Below are 22,701 nucleotides of genomic sequence, written 5' to 3'. Positions count from 1 at the left end.
ACGGGTGTTTAGATTAGAAGGATTCAGCCTATAAGGTCAATGTTTATCGATAAATAATTCTATCCTGCCACAGGCTCTATCTTTATGTTAAAAATAGTGTTTTTACTCTATATAAGCGGAGCAGAGTTAAGTCTTTATTACGTTGGGTATATTAGGATGTGTTGACATTTTAGGTGTGTTTTTGCAGCAATTGGCAGGTGAATAGGGTGAAAGAAAAGGGCACTCAATATGTTGTTATTTGCAAAACCAATAAGACGCTAAATAAATAGCGTCTTATTGGTTGTTAACGGCTCAAATTAGATTGTTGAGGCTATGAATTAAGGACTAAAAAATCCGGTCTCTTGGCTTACGCTTTGCTTCGGCTCGCTTATATCTGTTACCGAAAATTCGATAACCTTGCGCCCCGCGGGGATTGCATCCTTATCGGCTAATACTGTGACGGGATAATCTGCTTGTTCCCCCGCAGCCAGGGTGATAACGGGGGCGGCAATTAAGCTAAAGGGCATTTTGCTATTGACGGCGAGTTGGTATTGCTTAGTTTGCTGAGTCTTATTACGGATCTTCAGCTGATAGGTATTTTCAACTCTATTATCAGCGGTTTCACGATATAGGCTCTGCCTATCGCGGATCACGTTGAGCTGAATTTCACTGCGACTGGAAAGATCTAAACCTATCACAATCAACATGATCACTACCGCCGTGCCATAACCTAAGAAGCGTGGTGAGCGCCAGTTGGAATGGGCGATGCCCTTTAACTCATTCTCGCTAACATAGCTAATCAGGTTTTGTTTGTAGTCGAATTTTTGCATGGTTTCATTACAGGCATCAACACAGGCTCCGCAGTTAATACATTCGTATTGGAGTCCATCACGAATATCAATCCCCGTAGGGCAGACTTCGACGCATAAATTGCAATCGACACAATCCCCGAGTTGAGTTTTTTGTTTGCGCTTACGTGGACCTCGCGCCTCGCCCCGCGCGGCATCATAGGTCACTGTTTTCGTATTGGCATCGAACATGACGGCCTGAAAACGTGCATAGGGGCAGCAGTGTAAGCACATTTGTTCGCGCATCCAGCCCGCATTTAAGTAGGTACAAATTGCGAAAAACCACACCCAGCAGGTGCTCCAAAAGCCAGCATTGCCAGTAAAGATGTCCGAATAGAGTTCGCGGGCGGGAATGAAATAGCTAATAAAGCCACAACCCGTAATCAAGGCGGCTAATCCCCAAAGGGTATGTTTGAGGCTTCTTTTACCAAGTTTATTGGCAGACCATGGCGCCTTATCCAGCAATTTACGTTTATTGCTGTTGCCCTCAATTCGGCTTTCGAGCCAGACAAACATGAAGGTCCACGCGGTTTGTGGGCAAAGATAGCCGCACCAGACTCGCCCCCAAAACACGGTAATGAAAAATAAACCGAAGGCAGCGGCGATAAACACCCAAGCAAGTAAGGTGAAATCCTGTGGCCAGAGTGTGAGGTTAAAAAAGAAGAATTGTTGCTGCTGCACATCCAGCAGTATCGCTTGTCGACCATCAAAGGAGATAAAGGGCAGGGCGAAAAAGAGCAGAATTAACAGGCTGTTCATCGCGGTTCTTAGGCGTTGAAAATAGCCTTTTTGTTCACGGAAATGAATCTGGCCACTGCTTTTTTGTGCAGGCTTATCGCCAGTTGATAGATTTTTAACGGGGATAAATTGCTCGGCAGAGGGACGCTTTGCGTTCTCACTCTGTAGGGTGTCACTCTTTGGCATATGCAGTCCTAACCGCTTAAATAAGATTCGGCTCCTTATAGCAAGCGTTAGGCCAATATGGATTTGTTATTAATATATTGATATTTAATGATTAAAATTGATTTTCTGTAAGCTTGAGTAGCGATATATCGCTTATTGGCGATATATCGCGTTTTTGAGACTATTCATCATTAGGGCGTGTTGACGTTTAGAGGTTAAATTTTGTTCGTTCTGGCAAGTTCGTGCTCGCGAAACGAGGAATGATGTGTAGTTATTCTGCTCAAATGACGAGCTGCTCTTATGACAGAAAGTAAGAGCAAGGGCTTGCCAGGCGAACCCTTCGGGCAGCATTTGGCTGGCTTTTCTGCCGCGTTATCGTCCGTTTATGTAGAATAACTACACTGCACGGACTTTGCCTTGCATAAAAGCTAGCCAAATTGCTGCAAAAATAACCCTGAAAAGTCAACACGCCCTAGTGATTTGACGTGTAATTCCTAGCTTCTTCATCCGCGATCTGAGTGTACTTGGCGGGACGCCGAGTACATTGGCCGCGCCGTTCGCGCCCGAAATACGCCAGTTGAGCTGCTTTAATGTTTGCTCTATATGTTGCGCTTCCGCCTCGGCCAGGGTTTGTAATGGTGAAGCCGCGGTTTGAGTCTGCAGATGATGCGTGGGCATGGCATGGATATGTAAAATATCCGTTTGAGATAAAATGGCCTCCCGTTCGAGAATATTTTGCAATTCGCGCACATTGCCAGGCCAACTGTAGGTCATTAATTTTTTAAGCCCTTTTTGACTTACGCCGCGGATTTTTTTACCTAGCTTGCGGTTAAGTGTGTGCAGAATATGGCTGACTAATTCGGGCATATCCCCAAGTCTTGCTCGCAGAGGTGGTACTTGAATTGGGAACACATTCAAGCGGTAATACAGATCCATTCTAAATAACCCTTGCTCCACTCGCTTGAGTAAGTCATGGTGGCTGGCGGCGACTAAGCGAATATCGACCTTAATGGTTTCACTGCCACCAAGGCGTTCAAAAGATTGCTCCTGGATCACTCGCAGTAACTTGGATTGTGCCTCTAAACTTAACTCTGCCACCTCATCGAGAAACAGCGTGCCTTGATGGGCGAGTTCGAAGCGGCCCTTGCGTTGCGAAGTCGCGCCTGTGAATGCCCCTTTTTCATGGCCAAAGAGCTCACTTTCTAATAGAGATGCTGAAAATGCCGCGCAGTTAACGCTGATCATCGGCTTATCTTTACGACGGCTCAGTTGATGTAAGTTGCGGGCAACTAGTTCTTTGCCTGTACCATTTTCGCCACAAATCAACACTGTACTGTCGGTATTGGCCACCATATGCAGTTGTTGGATCATATGACGGATCACCGCACTACCGCCTGAAATATCCACATCACCAGTCTTGTCGGCTAACTCGGCTTGGAGATAGTGATTCTCGCTCGCCAGCTGTTCCGAAAGCGCCTGTACCTGTGCTAACGCATGGCGAAGCGATTGCTCGGTTTGCTTTTGAATACTAATGTCACGAAATATCGCGACTACACCGATAAGCTTATTGTCCCTGTAAACGGGAGTTGAGCTGTAATACACCGGAAAACTGCTGCCATCCTTACGCCAAAATACATCATGGGTAATTTCGCGGGCAATTCCATCTTTTAAGGTATTGTAAATTGGGCAGTCTTCTTGGGGATAATGACTACCGTCCGCGTGACTATGGTGATGGCAATTATGGATATTCTTGCCGAGTAACTCTTCATTCTTCCAGCCCGTCATACGCTCAGCTGCAGGGTTGATAAATACAGCATTACCATTTAAATCAAAACCATAAATGCCTTCACCTACGGCATTAAGCAGTAGCTGATTTTCTGGCAGAAAATGCTTATCTAAGGGCATTGTGGCGGGAATCTTTGTTGCCATTCATCGAAGTCCTTAATACGAATGAGTTGCTCCGAGTATAACTAGGTTAAGGCAATCGCGATATATCGTGAGTGATATCAGACGTGGATGATATGTATGTGGAAGGTTTTAGAGGTCAGACCATTAACTTGTTGATAATTAGCGGCTTAAATTTTAATCGTTCAAAAGTTGTATTTAATACTGGCTTAAAGCATTAAATTGTTATAAAAATGTTTCATAAATATCGTTAGCAAAGTTGAAATAGACAAGTACGCTTGCCATTTTATGGAAATATACATTACGTAGCTAAGATGTTTATTTAAGTAACTCGCTAGATATAAAGTTATTTTTATAGCGCTTTGGGTGTTTCGCAGGTGTTAAGAGTATAGAGTGATTTTCTGCCCACCTTTCCGGAAGATCACTTTCTACTGATTTGAAGTGTGCAAAAAGGCTGTGATATTGGTGTATATTGAGGCGATTTATAAGGCTTTGGCCTGGGCTAGACCATTGATAACTGCCTCTATAGTGAGTTTGGAAGGAAGCACTATGCCATTAGGGTTCCTAGGACCATAAATTTTATTGTAAGGCGTGCCTGGGATACCCTCATACTGCATATAGCCAGCAATGGTGTTATCGGCTTCGCTCCAGTTCCCCTGCATCAAAATAATATCATCGGCCATAAGCGCATTGACGACTTGTTCCCTATGGGTAACTTCTGCCTTGTTGGTTTGACAAATACTGCACCAATCAGAAGTGATATCCACAAACACTGTGTAGCCTTGGGCGACCAGTGGGGCGATTTTTTCGGGAGCTAGCGTGTGCCACTGCAGCTTTTGATAGGCTTGATAATCTTCGCCTTTATGGACAAAACCGATAATGCCACCCAGACCAAGGGCGAAACATCCAAGGACGACAATCACTGCTAGTGGAATGGGTTTACCTTTACTGCGTTGCCACATCAGCAGGCCAATGGCGCCGACGAGTAAAGCGAGAATAATAAGACTGATAAGCGTGATCGTGCCCATAGATGCCTACATAAGTTTCAGATAATCCATCCCTATCTTAGCGGCTAACAGCTTAAATCTGCGTGAATTTATGTTTTTTTGCCTACAAGCCTTATTGTGTCGATGTTAACAATGGCGCTATGTTCGATCGTTTGGCCCTGGGTTTATCGATCCAGTGGGATCAATCCTCTATTAATGGTATTGAGGTTGATAACATCGATTTTACGTCATTATGTACGGTTACATGACGGGCAGTAAGATGAAAGTGAATCCCGAGTCGTTAGTGTCATCGCGGGAAATCTATTGGTGCTTTTTATCATCTAAACTCGGCTAAATGAGAGTTACCTCATGGGTTGGCCAGTGTTAAACTGTCGCTCCTGTGAAGGCCTTCTTGTGGGCCTTTTATGCGCTGAAGGGGTAAAGATGAGTTTTAGTACATGGTTAGGATTGCTTGCGATTTGTTGTTTAGGGGCCATGTCACCCGGGCCTAGCTTAGCCATGGTGGTGCGTCATACCTTGGGCGGTGGACGCGGCAAGGGAATTATTTGTGCTTGGGCACACTCGATTGGTATCGGCATTTATGCGTTGGTGACACTACTTGGGCTTGCGGTGGTGTTGAAAAAGGCGCCCCTGATATTTAATGGTATCGCTATATTAGGTGCCGTTTATTTGGCATGGATGGGCATTCAAGCGCTGCGCTCAAATGGTGGCATGCAAGCAAAACTTGCGGCCGGCGAGGCTACAGATGCACTTACAGCGGCGCGCGATGGCATTGCGATTTCCCTCTTCAACCCCAAGATTATGCTGTTCTTTTTAGCATTATTCAGTCAGTTTGTAATGGTGGCCGATAGTTTTACCGGTCAAGCACTGATCGTATTAACGCCAATGGTGGTGGATGGACTTTGGTACAGCTTAATTGCTTTAGTGTTATCCCACTCGAGTGTATTACCCAAATTGCGGGAAAAAGCAGGGTTGATTGATAAACTCTCTGGCGTGGTTTTGATTCTGCTGGCAATAAGAGTGCTGTATACCCTTTAGGTTATCAATGAGATAAAAAAACGCCATCACAAGATGGCGTTTTTTTATGGGATATGGTTTGGCGATGCTTCGCTCTTAATACCAGATCAGCCTTTAAAGATTTGTACCGAATCATCCACTTCTGCAGGCTCTTCCTGCATTACTGGCGGGTTGGCGATATGGTCGTCTAAATTATCGCTCAGCATTTCACGGTATTCTGCGCTAAACCATTCGAGAGCATTGTCTTTTTCAGCACCTAAGTCGGCGGATTTAATCGCTGCTTCAAAGGCATTAAAACGGGCCGCCGCAAAACGCAGGGCGGTACCTACTTTGCCCACATCACCTTCTTGCTGGCTTAGCTGATTGGCTAAGGCAATAAATTGATCGGCAAGTTCAAAAATAGTGGTGTTGCTCGTGTCAGTCATAGCGCTTACTCAAAATAATTTATTGGTGCGCGATTCTATCCTAATTTTGATTGGAAGGAATCGCTAAGTCTTAACTATTGGGATCTAAGTCTGTTGTGACCGTTCCCGTTCGTGAATCGTAATAAATGGATAATTTATCATTGGCACGATAAAAATATCGGCATTGATTAGGGCTGATATAACTGGCTTTGTAGTCTGTTTCGGTGGCATCAATATTGAGTCGTGAGACGCTAGGCTGCGAATTTTGGAATAACACTTCCCATACTGAGACACAATCTTCCACATTATCGAGTGAAGGTGACGCCTCATTGCCATAAATGTAGTGCTGAACCGGCCAGCCATTAGCATTAAAGTCCACTTGTTCTGACTGTGCTGTGCCAAATACGGGCAAATCTTCCTTGGGGCCTGAGCCGACTTTAACCGCCCAAACTGAACGTGCTAAATTTAACCCCGATTTAAAACCCGCGCCAGCGGCTTTGACTGTCGCTATCTGCGCATCTTGCTGTACATTGATAAACTTGGGCAAGGCCACAACGGCTAAAACTCCAAGCACAATAATCACAACAACGAGTTCAATTAAGGTAAAGCCTGCGGATTGTGGACTTGAGCCTTGTAAGCGGTCGCGGATCATTTATCTGCATGAATAGGGGATAAGTGCCGACACTATAGCACTTAATTAGCGGCATTTTAACTTGAACTATCGCTAATTCTGGCGAATTAACCGCACAGTGAGCTTGTCATGGTTGCTTATCACTTTTAAGCTAGCGGCATTGTAACTTAAGTAAGAGAAACTGATTTTGGTGACTTGGCCAGCATTTATCGACCATCAACGTACACAGCCTTACTATCAACAGCTGATCGCGTTTGTGAATCAAGAGCGACAAGTAGGCAAGGTAATTTATCCTCCCAAAGAGGATGTGTTTAATGCATTTAAGACTACGCCGCTGGAGCAAGTACGCGTAGTGTTAATTGGCCAAGATCCCTACCATGGCCCTGACCAAGCCCATGGTTTGTGTTTCTCCGTTAAACGTGGGGTTAAAGCACCGCCTTCGCTTGCCAATATGTATAAAGAATTGGTGAACGATATTCCCGGCTTCCACATTCCCAATCATGGCGATTTAACTCAATGGGCAGAGCAGGGGATTTTAATGCTTAATACCGTGCTGACGGTTGAGCAGGGGCAAGCGCATTCCCATGCCAATGCGGGGTGGGAAATCTTTACGACTGAAGCGCTAAAACTGCTTAATGCCCAGGAACGCCCGATTATCTTCGTGCTGTGGGGCAGTCATGCCATCAAAAAAGGCGCGGTGATTACCGCGCCACAACACCAAATTCTCTCTGGGCCGCATCCATCACCGTTATCGGCTTATCGCGGATTTTTTGGCTGTGGGCATTTTTCGAAAGTGAATCAATTGCTAATGGCACGGGGTGAAGCGCCGATTCAATGGCAGATTTAAGTTACATTTTGTAAAGAGCGCTATAAATCAAAAGGCCTTGTTAATCAAGGCCTTTTAAGTTTATTCCACAGCAATTTAGTGGTTGCGATCAACAGATATTTTTGCCAGCGAAATTAATGCGGTTTTGAAATCACTGTCGGGTAATACCGAGAGCGCTGCAATGGCTTTATTTGATTCTTCAATTGCTTTTTGCTGAGTGTAGTTGAGGGCGCCGCAATGATGCAGTGCGGCAACTATCTTCTCAATGGCATGAGTGCCATCACCTTGCTCAATCGCTTGGCGTATAAGCTGCTTTTCTTCCTCTGTGCCGTGGGCAATAGCATAAATCAGCGGTAAGGTTGGCTTACCTTCAGCAAGGTCATCACCGATGTTTTTACCTAACTCGTCGCTATCCGCGGTGTAATCGAGTAAATCGTCGGTCAATTGGAAGGCGGTGCCTAAATACTTACCATAGTCGCCTAATGCGGTTTCTTGCTCGGGTGAGGCGCCAGCTAATACTGCGGCAAGTAAGGTCGCCGCTTCGAATAGCTTCGCGGTCTTACAGTAAATCACCCGCATATAGCTTTCTTCAGTCGTATCTGGATCATTGCAGTTCATTAGCTGCAATACTTCACCTTCTGCTAATACGTTGGTGGTATCGGCTAATACTCGTAATACGCGCATGCTATCGAGTTCAGTCATCATTTGGAATGAGCGGGTATAAAGGAAGTCGCCGACTAATACACTGGCGCTGTTACCAAAAAGAGCGTTTGCTGTTTCGCGGCCGCGTCTTAGGGTTGACTCATCGACCACATCATCATGCAGTAGTGAGGCGGTATGAATAAATTCGATAATGGCGGCAAGTTTGAGGTGGGCTTCACCTTGGTAGTCGACTGCGCGAGCAGCGAGTACGGACAGTAAAGGACGAAGACGTTTACCACCACCATTAATAATGTAGAAACCTAGCTGGTTAATCAGGGCGACATCTGACTCCAGCTGTTTATAGATCAGCTGATTGACTGCTTGCATATCAGTGTCAGCCAGTTGACGAATAGCGTTTAAATCCATAATAGACTCTGGTTGTGGGGCCATTGCGTACCCAGCCTGTATTTTAGGCTCACGTGTTATATAGAATGAATTTTACCTAAAATTCCGACATATGACAGTACTCACACTACAATGTGCGAGTTATTCCGGCCTTTTTTTATTCTTTCCTAATTAGGGCTTGCCAGATATGGATTCTTCGCGTAAACTCCGCGCCCATTGTCAATAAAGTTTTTGTAGCACCCTGCCCCCAAGAATGTGGGCCAGCGTGTTAGGAATATCGGAGTAAAATAGCTATGTACGCTGTTTTTCAAAGTGGTGGTAAACAACACCGTGTAGCCCCAGGCCACACAGTTCGTTTAGAAAAATTAGAAGTTGCAACTGGTTCAACTGTTGAATTCGATCAAGTTTTATTGATCGCTGACGGTGAAAAAGTGCACGTTGGTGCTCCTTTAGTAGCTGGCGGTAAAGTCGTTGCTGAAGTAGTAAGTCATGGTCGTGGCGAGAAAGTAACTATTGTTAAGTTCCGTCGTCGTAAGCACCACGACAAGAAGTTGGGCCACCGTCAGTGGTTCACCGAAGTTAAAATTACTGCTATAAACGCATAATAGGAGTCTAACTCATGGCACATAAAAAAGCTGGCGGTTCTACTCGTAACGGCCGTGATTCAGAAAGTAAACGTCTAGGTGTTAAGCGCTTTGGCGGTGAATCAGTACTAGCTGGTAACATTATCGTTCGTCAACGTGGTACTAAATTCCACGCTGGTGTAAACGTGGGTATTGGTCGTGACCACACTCTGTTTGCTCTGACCGACGGTAAAGTAAAATTCGAAGTTAAAGGTCCTAATAACCGTAAGTTTATTAGCATCGAAGCTTAATTTTCGAGTCTAGCTTATACTGTAAAGCCCCGCCTTTGGTGGGGCTTTCTGTTTTTTATGCTTCTACTTGCCTACGTTTCTGGAGAGTTTGGTAAATCTTTATCAAATTGAGGGCGTTGACTGGTAAGATTGGGAGCAAGTATCTCGAGTTTTTTGGCGACCGATGAAGTTAAACGGTATAATTCCTTCATTCAGTGATGCCAGGAGTAAGTATGAAGTTTGTCGATGAGGCAGTAATTAGGGTCGAAGCAGGCGACGGCGGTAGCGGTTGCGTGAGTTTCAGACGCGAAAAATATATCCCTGATGGTGGTCCTGATGGTGGTGATGGTGGTGACGGCGGCAGCGTGTATCTGGAAGCCGACGAAAACTTCAACACCTTGATTGAATATCGTTTTGAACGTTTCCACATGGCTGAGCGCGGTGAAAACGGTCGTGGCCGTGACTGTACCGGCCATAGTGGTAAAGATTTGATTTTAAAAGTACCTGTAGGTACTCGTGCGATCGATCATGATACCGAGGAAGTGCTCGGCGATTTAACCACCCATGGGCAGAAGTTATTAGTCGCAAAAGGCGGTTTCCATGGTTTAGGTAATACTCGCTTTAAGAGCAGTACAAACCGTGCGCCACGCCAGAAAACCTTAGGGACTCCGGGTGAAGTGCGTAGTCTAAAATTAGAATTGCTGTTGTTAGCCGATGTTGGCTTACTCGGTATGCCTAATGCGGGTAAATCGACCTTTATCCGTGCAGTGTCTCGTGCAACACCTAAGGTTGCGGATTATCCCTTTACTACATTAGTGCCTAACTTGGGTGTGGTTAACCCACGCCCTGGTCAAAGTTATGTGATCGCCGATATTCCTGGTTTGATCGAAGGTGCGGCAGAAGGGGCTGGTTTAGGGATCCGTTTCTTAAAGCATCTTGAGCGTTGCCGTATTTTGTTACACATCATCGACATTGAGCCGATTGATGGCACCGATCCTGTGGATTCAGCCCGTGCTATTGTGGGTGAGCTTGAGAAATACTCGCCTAAATTGGCAAGCAAGCCACGTTGGTTAGTCTTTAACAAGGCGGATCTATTGCTCGAAGACGAGCTTAAAGAGAAGGCTGAGCGTGTTGTTAAGGAGCTGGGTTGGGAAGGTGAGGTTTACACTATTTCCGCCTATGGACGCGATGGTACTAAGGAATTAGCGGCTAAGCTGTGGGATTTCATCCAGAGTCTTCCTCCTGAAGATAAAGATGCGAATCCTGAAGATGAGGTCGAATTCAAGTGGGATAATTATCATCAAGCCAACATTGATGCCATCAATGAAGATTATGATGATGACTTCGACGATGACTTTGATGATGATGACTACGATGTAGAAGTAATCTACCAAAGATAATAACCATATCTAAGTTTTGAGAGTCCCGTGTACGCTGATACTCAAAATGATATTACTCGGCAAGTTGTGCGGGTTGCACAACTCTTGCTGGCCTACGGTGCTGAATCTGATTTAGTTGAAGAAATCAGCCAGCGCCTAGGTCAGGCCTTAGGGTTGGCAAGTGTCGAGCTTTCTATCTCTTCTAATTCCCTCGTATTAACCAGTTTAGTGCATGGTCGCTGTATCACGACAACGCGTCGGATCCGTGAACATGGCATTAACATGACCATAGTCTGCGAATTACAGCGCATTTGCTTACTCGCAGAGAAAGGGCTTTATGGCCCTAACGAAGTGCGTAAGCGCTTAGCTCGAATTGAGCCAAAAACCTACCCACCTTATTTGGTGGTGTTAATGATAGGGTTATCCTGTGCCAGTTTTTGTCACCTCTTTGGCGGCGATATCGCTGCGAGTGTGATTACCTTTTTTGCTTCTGCAATGGGAATGTCAGTACGACTGACAATAGCTAAGCGACACTTTAATCTATTGGTGAATTTTGCGGTGACTGCCTTTGTCACCAGTATGATTGCTCAGTTGGGTTATATGTTTTCCTTAAGCGATACGCCTCAGTCAGCGATGGCAGCGAGTGTGCTCATGCTGGTGCCTGGTTTTCCTATGATTAACGCCATTTCCGATATGGTTAAAGGCCATATGAATGTCGGTATTTCCCGCTGGGGACATGCGACTCTCTTGACCGTTTCTTCGGTCATTGGCATCACGATAGCAATGCAGCTTGGTGGTATTTTTCTATGATGGAATTACTGAGCATTTTGTTGCACGATGCCTTTTTTTCGGCAATCCCCGCTGTAGGCTTTGCAATGGTATTTAACGTGCCTAAACGTTTTTTACCCTATTGCGCGTTAGCGGGGGCGATTGGGCATAGTTCCCGTACGCTTATGCTGCAATTTGGACTGCCTATTGAGTGGGCAACCTTTGCCGCAGCGGCGCTAGTGGGCACTATTACCATAGGGTTTGCAAAGCGTCATTTAGCGCCGCCGTTGATGTATGCAGTTGCAGCTATTATTCCCATGATCCCTGGCACTTACGCCTTTAATACAGTGATCGCCTTAGTGCAACTAACGGCACAATCGCAGGTTAGCCAAGAGCTGACAGGACAAGTGATCAGTAACGGATTAAAAACAGTCTTTATTCTAGGAGCGCTATCGGTGGGCTTAGCCTTGCCGAGTTTGCTGTATTTTAGAACCCGCCCAGTCATTCAATAAAAACAATCCCAAAGGAGTGCCCATGCGCATTGCAATGATAGCCGCGATGGCAAACAATCGAGTCATAGGAAAAGACAATAAAATGCCATGGCATCTACCAGAAGATTTACGCCATTTTAAAGCCATGACTTTAGGTAAGCCTGTAGTGATGGGACGTAAAACTTTCGAGTCTATTGGTCGACCATTGCCTGGGCGCCACAATATCGTTATTTCTCGCCAAGCAGATTTGCAAATAGAGGGCGTAACCTGCGTGACTTCATTCGAAGCTGCTAAACGGGTTGCTGGCGATTGTGAAGAACTGGTTGTTATAGGTGGTGGACAATTGTACAAGCAGTTATTACCTCAAGCCGATAGACTCTACCTGACTCAGATCAACCTCGATGTGGATGGCGATACTTTTTTCCCCGCGTGGGAAGACAATGAATGGCAAAAGACTGAAACCCAGCCGAGTATAAGCGCCGATGGACTTGAATATAACTTTATCAATTTGGTAAAAAAATGTTAAGTTATGTCGTTCTATTGTGTACCCTGAGCGTATGGATTGCCAATATGTCTAAGGTATTAGATCTGATAGGTGCAAGTAGGTCGATATAACGGTGTTATTACGAATTATCTGAACCTAAGAGGCAAATATAAGCTAGATATAGACGCAGACCATACAAAACATATTAAAACTATAAGAAAGTATTAAGGAGTATCGGATGCGTTTAATGCCTGTAGCCTTGGCTGCACTAATCGGATTTAGCTATGTTTCTGTGCCAACCTCGGCTAAAGCTGCTGAAGCAGATCCACTTGTTGCAAGTATTTGTGATTACGTAAAAGCGAACGATAAAAACCGGTTACGTAAAAAACTAAAAGAAAGTCGTGTTAAATTACGTCAAGTTTACAGTGGTATTAGCTGCGATGGCCAAAGCTTACTACGCACCGCCTATACCACGAATGCGAATGATGCGGGTGAGTTTGTGGCTAAGCGTTTATCAGTCAATGAACTAAGCGTAGCTGAAGCGGATGGCATGACCATTCAAGCTTGGGCTGAGGCGAATGGTCACGGCGCTAATCCCATCACCGCGGCTGTTAAAGAGCGTTTAGGCGCTGCTGCTGGCGGTGAGGAGGAGTAATAACCTTTTCTCATTTGCCAATGTGTTTTGCTGCTAAGGAAGAATGATTCATTAACAATGCCGAACTCAGTTCGGCATTTTTTATGGGACTGATGTGAGCGCTTTGCATTAAAAGCATTTCTGTCGACCAAGGTGAGCTGTTCATTGAAATACAACGCTGTAAAGAGCAAAAGAGACCACTTTAATTAACCTGACACAGAATTATGAACAGCCTCCTTTTCGGGCTTCTCTGCGTTGCTGTCTAACCATAGCTCGCTATGGCGTACGACAGAGCGCCTTGATATGCACAAAAATCTGCGCATTCAGTCAGAAAAAAAGATTTTTCATTTTAAAAACAATTATTTACCGCATTGATTTAGTTTGTTAAATTTAGACTTTTTCGAAACTCGTTACCCCGAGTTTAGGTTAATTAGGGAAAAAAAGGGCCGCAGCAGCGACCCGGAGTAAACTGAGCGTTTGATTACACTCTAAACTCACCGACCGAGGCCTGCAACTCTTCAGCCAATTTCGCCACTTGATGGCTCGATTGGGCGGTTTGATCGGCACCGATCGCTGTTTCTTCTGAAATCGCGGCAATATGTTCGAGTTTTTCGGAAACTTGTTGGCTAACTAAATTTTGTTCCTGCGCCGCATGGGCAATATGAGTGCCTGCGTCATAGGCCTTATGAACTGACTGGCTGATCGTCTCAAGGGCGAGGTTGGCTTGCTCGGTCTTTTGTACGCAAGCATTGGCTTGGGCACGACCCATATCCATAGCTGCTACGGCTTGCTGTGCCCCCTGTTGCAGTACTTCAATCATTTGTTGAATTTCACGGGTCGAGACTTGGGTTCGTGATGCTAAACTTCTCACTTCATCAGCGACTACTGCAAAGCCGCGACCTTGTTCACCTGCACGCGCGGCTTCAATAGCTGCGTTTAATGCCAGCAAATTTGTCTGTTCGGCAATGCCACGGATCACATCAAGAATTGAGCCAATGGCGGCGCTATCCGAATGGACTTTGTTAATCACTTGGCCCGCTTTAGCGACTTCTTCAGCCAAAGCGAGAATGGTGTGTTTATTCTCCTCGGCAATCGCGCGCATATGCTTGGCTTCTTGATCGGCTTGTTTTATTTGTGCGAGGGCATCATTAGCACTCATAGACACTTGTTGCGCACTTGAGCTTAATTCTGTCGTGGCAGTTGCCACTTGATCGACCTGGCTTTTTTGTTCTTGGATGCCTGTGGTGGTTTGCGCCGTGATTGCTGAGGTCTGCTCTGCTGCGGCTGCAAGCTGGTTTGAACGATCTAAAATGCCCGCAATTAATCCACGTAAACTGTCCACCAAACGGTTACAGTTTTTGGCAAGTTCAGCAAACTCATCCTGGCTAGAATCATCTAATTTATGGGTTAAATTACCAGAGGCAAGCACATTCAAAGCATTATTGACTTGATTGAGTGAGCGTTTTAAAGGGGTTACGACGGCAAAGCTAATAATAATGGCGACAACAATGGCGATAAGCACGACAATCATAGTACGGAAACTGGCAGCATCAATTTGGGTTATGGTTGCTTGGCTCATTTGTGCTGCAACCGCTTCGATATTATCGCTAACCTCTTCCATATTACGATCGATGACTTTGACATCTTTCTCTATGATGGCAAGTTGATTCGATGCCGCTTGTGCATGGTTCAGCTGGTTCGCTTTTTGTTGCACCATAGAGTCTGACCCTTCGAGTAGTGTCAGTACTTTTTTAACATCTTGGTTAATCGATTCTAAGGTGTCCGCATCAACAATACCTTCGGCATGGCGGTTAACATATTCTAGCTTGTTCTTCGTTTCGCTTAAGATATAGTCAAGTTCTTTTGAAATGAGCTCATGTTTACTCATTTCGTCATTACTTACTAAATCTGCGATCGTGGTGATGATGTTGCCCATGCCGGTATCGATGGCACTTGCAGAGGCGGCAATACTTTGCGCATCTGGATTTTGGCTATTCTCAAGATCGATAATATCTAACAGTACTGATGAGGCATCATCGGCGGCATTTTCGAGTTTCTTTTTCAAACTGATCAGTTGTTCCTGTTTGCTTAGCGCTGCTTCTCGCTCGCTCAGCATGGCCAAACTATCCCGCTCAAAGGTGGAGAAACTATTACTTAGCTGAGAAATCAAGGATGACAAGTTATTTTGCTTTTGAACGAGTAAGGTCAGATTGTTTATCTCATTTTTAAACTGGGCACTATGGTCGTTAAATACTTTGCGGATATCGGGAATGAGTCGGGATTTAGGTGCATGGTAGGCGATTAACACTTGGCGCTGTTGTTCACTCAGGGACTCGGTTAAATGATTGGTCGACTTAAGTGCTGGCAGGCTGAGTTGCTGCATCATTGCTGAGCTATCTTTGAGGCTAATGTTTGTCAGATAAGAGGTGAATCCTAACAATACAAGTAAAAGCGTGACTACGCTAAACCCGCCAATGACTCGGGTGGCAACATTAACTTTCATAGGATACTCCGGTTATTATTATATTTTTCCGAATGAAAAGATTATTTAATTCAGGGCGAAGACGCACTGTCGTCTATCGACCAATTTTGATACAAGGTTAACTCTTTTTTAACTTTTTTTGGGTAATTTTTTGGTCTTTTTCAAGGTGCCATAGGGTTAGGTGTTCTCCCCAGCAACAGCCTGTATCGAGTGCTTTTAGGTTGGGGGCGTCGACTTTTCCCATTAGTGCAGCCCAATGTCCAAACACTAATATGTGACTGTTACGTAGCGTAGATGTAAATTCAAACCAAGGGCGCAATTGTGGGTTGCTGCAATCCTCGGGGGGCTGTTTACAGTCAAAATCTAAATGGCCATCGACATAAAGATAGCGCATGCGGGTTAGGGCATTAATACAAAAGCGTAGGCGGTTTATACCTATGGCACTCGGGTCCCAGCGCTCTGCGGTGTCGGTGTACATTTGGCTAATAAGCGCATCAAGATAATCATTTTGTTTGAGCGCTTGGCTTACTAAAAGGGATTCTTGCCTGAGTACTTCTAACGACCACTGCGGCGGTACGCCGGCATGGGTCATGATGACCTTATGTTCTGGCAATTCCCGCATGAGGGGTTGCTGCCTAAGCCAGTCGATAAGACTTGAAATATCTGGCGCGTTTAAGAGTGGCGTGAGATTATCACTGGGTTTATCCCGCTTAAGTTTGCCATGGAGGGCGAGCAAATGCAGGTCGTGGTTACCGAGGACGATTTTTCCCGCATCGCCAAGGGACTGAAAAAAGCGTAGCGTTGCTAATGAGTCTGGGCCCCTAGCAACAAGATCGCCAACTGCCCAAAGCTCATCTCGGGATGGATTAAAATCGACTTTAGCAAGTAATCTTTGGAGTTCGGCAAAACAGCCTTGGACATCACCGACAAAATAATGGGCCACAGTATCCTTTCTTTAGTTAAATCAATGTAATAAGCCAGGGGTGGCTAAGCGGAACGGCTTAATTATAGCGTTAAAATGCTCGCCCGATTCGCTGACCATACCATAAGTGCCATACATAATGCCAAAGGGGGTATCGAGTACTGTGCCACTGGTATATTGGTAAGCGGTATTTGGAGGAATGGTGGGCGTTTCACCGACAACACCCGCACCTTGTACTTCACTGGTTTTGCCGTTAGCGTCGGTAATGATCCAGTGACGGGTTTCGAGTTTTGCGGCTTGCTCACCGAGGTTAATAATGGTGATAGTGTAGCTAAAGAGGTATTTCTCATCCTCAGGTGAGGATTGTTGTTCAATGTACTCGGTTTTGACTTCGACTCGGATAGAGTTATCCAATGCGCTCATGTGGCTTCCTACAATGATATTGGGCACCTAAGTGCCCATCAAACTTAACTGCTTAAGCCTGCTTATCACATACCATATTCGCCATTGCAACATATTGTTCAACGGAGATTTGTTCTGGACGCAGGTTTTGATCAATACCTAACTGCTCGAATTCTTCGTCGCTTAACACTTGCTTAAGGTTATTGCGAAGCGTTTTACGGCGCATATTGAACGCAGTGGTGCACAGCTGACGCAGCACATTCACATCCTTACAGGGGAAAGGTTTTTCAGCATAGGGCAACAGACGCACCACTGCGGAGTCAACTTTCGGTGGCGGGGCAAAGCTGTGTGGCGGTACTTCGAGTACGGGGACTACTTGGCAGAAATATTGTGCCATGACGGTTAATCGGCCATAGGCTTTCGTGCCCGGACTTGCCGATAAACGCAGCACCACTTCTTTTTGCAGCATAAAGTGCATGGTTTCAATCTGCTCAGCAAACTCGAACAGATGGAACATCAAAGGCGTCGAAATGTTATAGGGTAAGTTACCAAACACTTTGAGTTTTTTACCCGGCACGACCAACTGGCTAAAGTCGAACTGCAGCGCATCGCCTTGGTGAATGGTGAGCTTATCCTTAAGTACTGGGTGGTTCTGTAAGCGCTCTACCAGATCGCGGTCTAACTCGACAACGGTCAGGTTATCTATCGCCGTGGCGACAGGCTCCGTTAAGGCGCCAAGGCCTGGACCGATTTCCACCATCACGTGGTCATTATCGGGGGCGATCGCACCCACAATGCGGTTAATCACATTGTCGTCAGTTAAGAAGTTCTGTCCGAAACGCTTTCTGGCCGTGTGGCCTAAATGTACTTTGCTACTCATTAATATCTAATCGTTTAGTTTTTTGAGGATAACTCAATGGCTTTATTCAAGGCGCAGACAAAGCTGCCAATATCGGCTTTGCCCGTTCCCGCAAGATCGAGCGCCGTACCATGGTCAACCGAGGTACGGATATAGGGTAAACCTAAGGTAATGTTTACCGATTTGCCAAATCCCTGTGACTTTAGAACGGGTAGACCTTGGTCATGGTACATGGCCAAGACGACATCCGCGTCCTGTAAATATTTGGGTTGGAACAAGGTATCGGCGGGGAGCGGGCCGACAATGTTCATTTGAAACTCAGCGCGAAGCTCATTTAATGCTGGAATAATCACATCGATTTCTTCCCGCCCTAAATGGCCATCTTCACCCGCATGGGGATTTAACCCACAGACATAAATCTTAGGTGAAGTAATGGCAAACTTACTGATAAGGTCTGCGTGTAAAATCTTGATAATATGGTGTAATCGCTGGCGTGTAATGGCTTTTGCCACATAGGCCAATGGAATATGGGTTGTTACCAGTGCTACCTGTAAACCTTGGGTAGCTAGCATCATCACTACATCGGGGCAGTTTGCCTGATGGGCAAAAAACTCAGTATGGCCGCTAAAGGAAATCCCTGCTTGATTGATGATCCCTTTGTGCACAGGGCCAGTGACCACAGCATCAAACTCGCCGCTCATGTTTTTTTCACCCGCATAACGGAGGGTTTCAACCACATAGGCACTGTTTTGCTCATCGAGTTGCCCACAAACGGTGTTCGTCACCAATTTGAAAGGCGCGATTGTCAGTGTGCCCGCCTCTTGAGGCCTTGGAGCTTGATCGGGCAAATAAGGGCGAAAAGTGACATGCAGGCCCAGTCGTTTAGCTCGGCTGGCTAATAATTCGGGATCGGCACAAACAACTAACTCAGCAGGCCAAGCCTGCTGAGCCAGTTGTACGACTAAATCGGGGCCGATACCCGCTGGTTCTCCGGGGGTAACGGCAATGCGTTTAGTGGTCAATTTAGCTTAACCTCGATTAGACTCAGGCTGAAAGACTTCAATGTATGCGTCGGCACGCATTTCGTCTAGCCAGTTTTGCAGTTCTTCATTAAATTTGCGACGGAAAATCAGTTGGTGCGCACGGTTGGTGTTAAATTGATCCGTAGCATCGGTTTTTCTGCGCTCTTCTAACTGAGTGATGTGCCAGCCGTGGGTTGTACGGAAGGGCTCACTGATCTGATCTGGGCTTAAACTATTGAGTGTTTGCGCAAATTCTGGCACATAAATACTAGGCTCTGCCCAACCTAGTTCACCACCCTTAGTCGCAGAACCTGGATCCTCAGAATATTGACGGGCTAAATCTTCAAACTTAGCTTCACCAGAGCGAATTTGTTTAAGGAACTGCTCGAGCATTGCTTTAGCGCGATCTTCAGACAAAATGGGTGATGGCTTGAGTAGAATGTGACGAGCCCTGACTTCTTCAATTTCTTTGGTTTGTAAGCCGCGAGCATCCATGATTTTGATGATATGGAAGCCTGCACCAGTCTTAATTGGGCCGATAATATCGCCCTTTTTCGCGCCGTTAATGACTTCGGCAAACAGGGTTGGCATCTCGTTGATGTTCATATAATCCCAGATACCACCTTCAAGTGCTTTGGGGCCAGATGAAGACGCGATGGCGGTACGGCGGAAATCCTCACCACTCTTTAAACGTTCAAGCACGGCATTCGCGCGTTTGCTTGAGGCTTCGAGTTGCTCACTGGTGGGATTATTCGGAACGTCAATCAGGATATGGCCGATTTGGTATTCAACGTCTTTCATGCCTTGTTCTTGGATCAGTTTCACAAGGCCAGTGATTTCCTGAGGTGAAACTTGGATACGGCGTTGTACTTGAATACGTTGAATTTCACCTAAGGTGATTTCTTCACGTAGTTGTTCGCGATATTGGCTGAAACTTATCCCTTCGCTTGCAATTTTTTGCTGCATTTGCGCGACGGTCATTTTTTGTTCACGCGCAATGTTTTCAATCGCTTGGTCTAACTGGAGATCACCAATATGCAGACCAATGCGATCCGCCATTTGTAATTGCAGACGAGTCAAAATTAATCGCTCGATAACCTGAGTGCGCAGCGCACTGTCGGAGGGCAGCGATTGATTGGCGGCCTTAGCATTGGCTTTGACTGTGTCAATCATATTGGTGATTTCACTTTCGAGCACAATACCGTCGTTGATTTGAACTGCAACACGGTCGAGTGGCTGAGGTGCGGCCATGGTTGGCTGGCTGATAGCGAGTGCAAATAAAGCAAAAATCAGATGTTTACTGGGTTTCATCCACAAAATCCTTGGCACGTTCTAAGGTCAGATTCGACGGCTTATTTAAGTTAACTTTACCATTTGTATTTAAATTACAGTGAGTTGCCTAAATTTTATTTTATTAGTAACTCTAAAACAGTGCGCTCCTAGGTTCTGTTTGGGGGGAACGCACGGCTTTCATTAACCTGTTTGGACTCTCAGTCCTTGTTGAGGTTCAGCAATCTACCACAATTCTTCGCTAATTCCTCAGATAAAGCGGTTTTCTGTAGTTAAACAGCCCATCATTAAGCATATCGGATACACCTAATGGACCAGAACCACCAAGTCCTTTGATGATTAAGTTAAGGTAAACGCCACTTTCAAATTGCTCGCGCTCATCAATAATTGTTGAGCCGATATTGTCATCGTAGTTGGTTTTAATTCGGTAGTGGTAACTGAGGCGAATTGCATAACAGCATGACTCATACTGGACACCGGTATAGGTTTCTATACTACGAGTCTCATTAAGGTCATAGTACCAGTTGCCGACAAAATAGAGGCTGTCATTGATTGGCCAAGCACCGCGCACACCCGCTTGGGAGATGTTAACCAAATCGTTAGTGTTGGAGTTCAAAAGATCCGGTACATAACGGTAGCTGAACTGTAGTAGCTTGTTCGCTTCAGGGCGGAAGTCTAAGGTGACTTCGGTCTTCTTATTGTCGCTGGTGTTGGTATCGTACTGAATGGCTGCGCCCAAATACCAATTTGAACTTAAGCGTGTGTCTAGCTCGGCAGCCAACACTGAAGTCGATTGATTTTGCTCAAAAATATTATCTTCGTAACCCAGTTTACTGTCCTGAAGATAGAAGATTTGTCCGAGGCTGAATTTGGTGGCTTCTTGGTTGTGATCATCGAATAAACGCGTTGTTATACCAAGGGTAACTTGGTTGGCATCTGCGATACGGTCAAGGCCGGAGAAGCGGCGATCACGGAATAAACCAAAATAGTCGTCCTGTAATTGGGCGGTATCGTAAATGCCAATGCCCCGTTGATCTTCATAACCTACGTACAGATACTGGAATTGAGGTTCGAGTGTTTGACGGTAATTATGCTCAAATAACTCGGTAAAACGTTCGAAGTTGATTTGCCCATTGATACGCACTTGAGGGATAGTACGGCTCACAGTGTCATCTAAGCTATCAAACTTACTGTTGTTTTTTTCCTGCCAATAATTGGTTTGCATTAACTTTAATTGGCTGGTGAACGAACCCGAAGGGCCGTGGATTGGTAATGTTAAGCTAGGTGCCATATGCAAACGGGTTGCCGTGTTCACATCGTCATCTTGATGAGCAAAGTTGGTTAGCTCTGAGTTAAAGCCAAAGTCTAAGTTGTTCCAAAAGTCAGCGGCACGATAGTTAAAATTAACCTGTGGCATCACTTGATAGGGTTTTTCATCTTCACCCAGTACTTTAATATCCTGTACTCGAGTACTGATATCCCAATCACGTTCGAAGTAACTAACTTCGCCGATCCGTGATAATTGGTTATCGGTCGCACGGTTAACATCAGACTTTAAATCGTTGAAATAGTTGTTATCCGACACTTCGGTAAAGTTAGCGAGTACCCGCCAGTTTTTATCGATAGCACCTTGGTGTTGCCAGTTGTAGAGGTAACGATTGGGGCTGCCATTGAGCATTTGATCGCTGCCCAAATACTCTAGATTCAAACGGCCATTTTGGGCCTCACCCGCAAGATAGCGAAACTCAGTTTTAGTGAATAACCCGCGGTTAGTCATATAGTTGGGCGTAAATGTCAGGTCGTATTCTGGTGCAATATTCCAATAGTAGGGTGCTGACACTTCAAAACCATTGGTAGTGCTGGTACTGAAGCTTGGATAGAGGAAGCCTGTTTTTCGTTTATCCGAAACCGGCACCGTCATATACGGAATGTAGAACACTGGAATATCGGCGACACGCAGCTTGGCATTCCAAATCTCGCCCCATTCTTCTTCGCTATTGATCTTAATCTTTTCAGCTTCGAGCAACCAAGACACGTTGTCCGGCGGACAGGTGGTAAAGTTAGTGTTGGTTAAGATCAGGTTATTGTTGATGGTGATTTGCAGTTTTTCGGCATCACCGTGAACCTGCTGACCATGGAGCCAATACTGCGCTCCAGTTAGGGTTGCACGATTACTGCGCATTTGCGCCTGTAGCGAATCGGCGGTGACGGTAAAGTTACTGTCTTGGAAGACAAGATTACCATTGGCATCAAATTGTTCGGTTGCTTGGTCGAGAATTGCTTCATCGGCAGCGATATGTCTATCGCCTTGGCTGAATACAACATCGCCAGTAAAAATAGCTTGCTTACCCATTTCAGCTTTTGAGCGGTCTGACGCAATTCGAATTTTTGCTTGATCAGCCGCACTCAACCCCGGTTGAGATACGATACGAGGTACTGGCGGTTCGATTAGGCATTGTGATGCTGAGGTTGCGGGAGATTCGTCTGCCAGGACTAATTTCGGTAACAGGCTCAAGGCCAGAAGGTAACGGATCTGCATCTTAGGTCA

Annotated in this window: 22 protein-coding genes; 9 read left to right on the top strand and 13 right to left on the bottom strand. The window is 45.6% G+C overall.

Going from position 1 to position 22,701, the window contains the following annotated elements; genetic code table 11:
* Positions 1 to 317: 317 nt before the first annotated feature.
* The 3 genes from ccoG to SO_RS17075 all read right to left on the bottom strand — a co-directional run bounded on the left by ccoG (position 318) and on the right by SO_RS17075 (position 4,663).
* A complete protein-coding gene (ccoG, locus tag SO_RS17085; RefSeq protein WP_011073459.1) occupies positions 318 to 1,751 on the bottom strand; it encodes a cytochrome c oxidase accessory protein CcoG in 1,434 nt (477 codons plus the stop codon).
* 441 nt (positions 1,752 to 2,192) lie between these two features.
* Positions 2,193 to 3,659: a sigma-54 interaction domain-containing protein gene (locus tag SO_RS17080; protein WP_011073458.1), complete on the bottom strand. Its 1,467-nt coding sequence runs from the start codon at positions 3,657 to 3,659 to the stop codon at positions 2,193 to 2,195.
* Between the two features lie 458 nt (positions 3,660 to 4,117).
* Entirely contained in the window at positions 4,118 to 4,663 is a 546-nt protein-coding gene (locus SO_RS17075; protein WP_011073457.1) for a thioredoxin family protein, read from the bottom strand.
* Between the two features lie 402 nt (positions 4,664 to 5,065).
* Between SO_RS17075 and SO_RS17070 the strand changes: the two genes are divergently transcribed.
* Entirely contained in the window at positions 5,066 to 5,680 is a 615-nt protein-coding gene (locus SO_RS17070) for a LysE family translocator (protein WP_011073456.1), read from the top strand.
* Positions 5,681 to 5,766: 86 nt separating this feature from the next.
* Here the strand turns inward: SO_RS17070 and SO_RS17065 are convergent, their stop codons facing one another.
* A complete protein-coding gene (locus tag SO_RS17065) occupies positions 5,767 to 6,084 on the bottom strand; it encodes a DUF3144 domain-containing protein (protein WP_011073455.1) in 318 nt (105 codons plus the stop codon).
* A 70-nt stretch (positions 6,085 to 6,154) separates the two neighbouring features.
* The gene (locus tag SO_RS17060) at positions 6,155 to 6,715 is read right to left on the bottom strand and encodes a prepilin-type N-terminal cleavage/methylation domain-containing protein (RefSeq protein ID WP_011073454.1); all 561 of its coding nucleotides are present in this window, start codon (positions 6,713 to 6,715) and stop codon (positions 6,155 to 6,157) included.
* 166 nt (positions 6,716 to 6,881) lie between these two features.
* On the opposite strand from SO_RS17060, the gene ung reads away from it, so the two are divergent.
* A complete protein-coding gene (gene ung / locus SO_RS17055) occupies positions 6,882 to 7,541 on the top strand; it encodes a uracil-DNA glycosylase (RefSeq protein ID WP_405130452.1) in 660 nt (219 codons plus the stop codon).
* 75 nt (positions 7,542 to 7,616) lie between these two features.
* Here the strand turns inward: ung and ispB are convergent, their stop codons facing one another.
* Positions 7,617 to 8,588 carry an octaprenyl diphosphate synthase gene (gene ispB / locus SO_RS17050; RefSeq protein WP_164925908.1) on the bottom strand — a complete coding sequence of 324 codons (972 nt, stop codon included), beginning with the start codon at positions 8,586 to 8,588 and terminating at the stop codon, positions 7,617 to 7,619.
* A gap of 272 nt (positions 8,589 to 8,860) precedes the next feature.
* Here ispB and rplU point away from each other — a divergent pair, with 272 nt between their 5' ends.
* From rplU to SO_RS17015, 7 genes are all read left to right on the top strand, one after another.
* Positions 8,861 to 9,172: a 50S ribosomal protein L21 gene (rplU, locus tag SO_RS17045; RefSeq protein ID WP_011073451.1), complete on the top strand. Its 312-nt coding sequence runs from the start codon at positions 8,861 to 8,863 to the stop codon at positions 9,170 to 9,172.
* A gap of 14 nt (positions 9,173 to 9,186) precedes the next feature.
* Positions 9,187 to 9,441, top strand: a complete 255-nt coding sequence (gene rpmA, locus SO_RS17040) for a 50S ribosomal protein L27 (RefSeq protein WP_007650346.1) — start codon at positions 9,187 to 9,189, stop codon at positions 9,439 to 9,441.
* A gap of 212 nt (positions 9,442 to 9,653) precedes the next feature.
* A complete protein-coding gene (gene cgtA, locus SO_RS17035) occupies positions 9,654 to 10,820 on the top strand; it encodes an Obg family GTPase CgtA (RefSeq protein WP_011073450.1) in 1,167 nt (388 codons plus the stop codon).
* Positions 10,821 to 10,847: 27 nt separating this feature from the next.
* Entirely contained in the window at positions 10,848 to 11,609 is a 762-nt protein-coding gene (locus tag SO_RS17030; RefSeq protein WP_011073449.1) for a threonine/serine exporter family protein, read from the top strand.
* Entirely contained in the window at positions 11,606 to 12,079 is a 474-nt protein-coding gene (locus SO_RS17025; protein WP_011073448.1) for a threonine/serine exporter family protein, read from the top strand. Before SO_RS17030 ends, SO_RS17025 begins: the two co-directional genes overlap by 4 nt.
* Positions 12,080 to 12,101: 22 nt before the next feature.
* Positions 12,102 to 12,584, top strand: a complete 483-nt coding sequence (folA, locus tag SO_RS17020; RefSeq protein WP_011073447.1) for a type 3 dihydrofolate reductase — start codon at positions 12,102 to 12,104, stop codon at positions 12,582 to 12,584.
* A gap of 196 nt (positions 12,585 to 12,780) precedes the next feature.
* The gene (locus SO_RS17015; RefSeq protein ID WP_011073446.1) at positions 12,781 to 13,197 is read left to right on the top strand and encodes a DUF3718 domain-containing protein; all 417 of its coding nucleotides are present in this window, start codon (positions 12,781 to 12,783) and stop codon (positions 13,195 to 13,197) included.
* Positions 13,198 to 13,657: 460 nt separating this feature from the next.
* Here the strand turns inward: SO_RS17015 and SO_RS17010 are convergent, their stop codons facing one another.
* The 7 genes from SO_RS17010 to lptD all read right to left on the bottom strand — a co-directional run bounded on the left by SO_RS17010 (position 13,658) and on the right by lptD (position 22,692).
* Entirely contained in the window at positions 13,658 to 15,679 is a 2,022-nt protein-coding gene (locus SO_RS17010; RefSeq protein WP_011073445.1) for a methyl-accepting chemotaxis protein, read from the bottom strand.
* A gap of 97 nt (positions 15,680 to 15,776) precedes the next feature.
* Positions 15,777 to 16,601 carry a symmetrical bis(5'-nucleosyl)-tetraphosphatase gene (locus tag SO_RS17005; RefSeq protein ID WP_011073444.1) on the bottom strand — a complete coding sequence of 275 codons (825 nt, stop codon included), beginning with the start codon at positions 16,599 to 16,601 and terminating at the stop codon, positions 15,777 to 15,779.
* Between the two features lie 21 nt (positions 16,602 to 16,622).
* Positions 16,623 to 17,003, bottom strand: coding sequence for a Co2+/Mg2+ efflux protein ApaG (apaG, locus tag SO_RS17000; protein ID WP_011073443.1), 381 nt, complete (start codon positions 17,001 to 17,003; stop codon positions 16,623 to 16,625).
* 52 nt (positions 17,004 to 17,055) lie between these two features.
* Positions 17,056 to 17,862 (bottom strand): 16S rRNA (adenine(1518)-N(6)/adenine(1519)-N(6))-dimethyltransferase RsmA, encoded by an 807-nt coding sequence (gene rsmA / locus SO_RS16995; RefSeq protein ID WP_011073442.1) that lies wholly within the window; start codon positions 17,860 to 17,862, stop codon positions 17,056 to 17,058.
* A 14-nt stretch (positions 17,863 to 17,876) separates the two neighbouring features.
* On the bottom strand, positions 17,877 to 18,863 hold the full coding sequence (gene pdxA, locus SO_RS16990; protein WP_011073441.1) for a 4-hydroxythreonine-4-phosphate dehydrogenase PdxA: 987 nt from the start codon (positions 18,861 to 18,863) through the stop codon (positions 17,877 to 17,879).
* Between the two features lie 6 nt (positions 18,864 to 18,869).
* A complete protein-coding gene (gene surA / locus SO_RS16985) occupies positions 18,870 to 20,174 on the bottom strand; it encodes a peptidylprolyl isomerase SurA (protein WP_011073440.1) in 1,305 nt (434 codons plus the stop codon).
* A 220-nt stretch (positions 20,175 to 20,394) separates the two neighbouring features.
* Positions 20,395 to 22,692, bottom strand: coding sequence for an LPS assembly protein LptD (lptD, locus tag SO_RS16980; protein ID WP_011073439.1), 2,298 nt, complete (start codon positions 22,690 to 22,692; stop codon positions 20,395 to 20,397).
* Between the last annotated feature and the right edge of the window lie 9 nt (positions 22,693 to 22,701).

The organism is Shewanella oneidensis MR-1 (genome assembly GCF_000146165.2).
GTDB lineage: Bacteria > Pseudomonadota > Gammaproteobacteria > Enterobacterales > Shewanellaceae > Shewanella > Shewanella oneidensis.
This window is presented reverse-complemented; position numbering and strand designations above follow the sequence as displayed.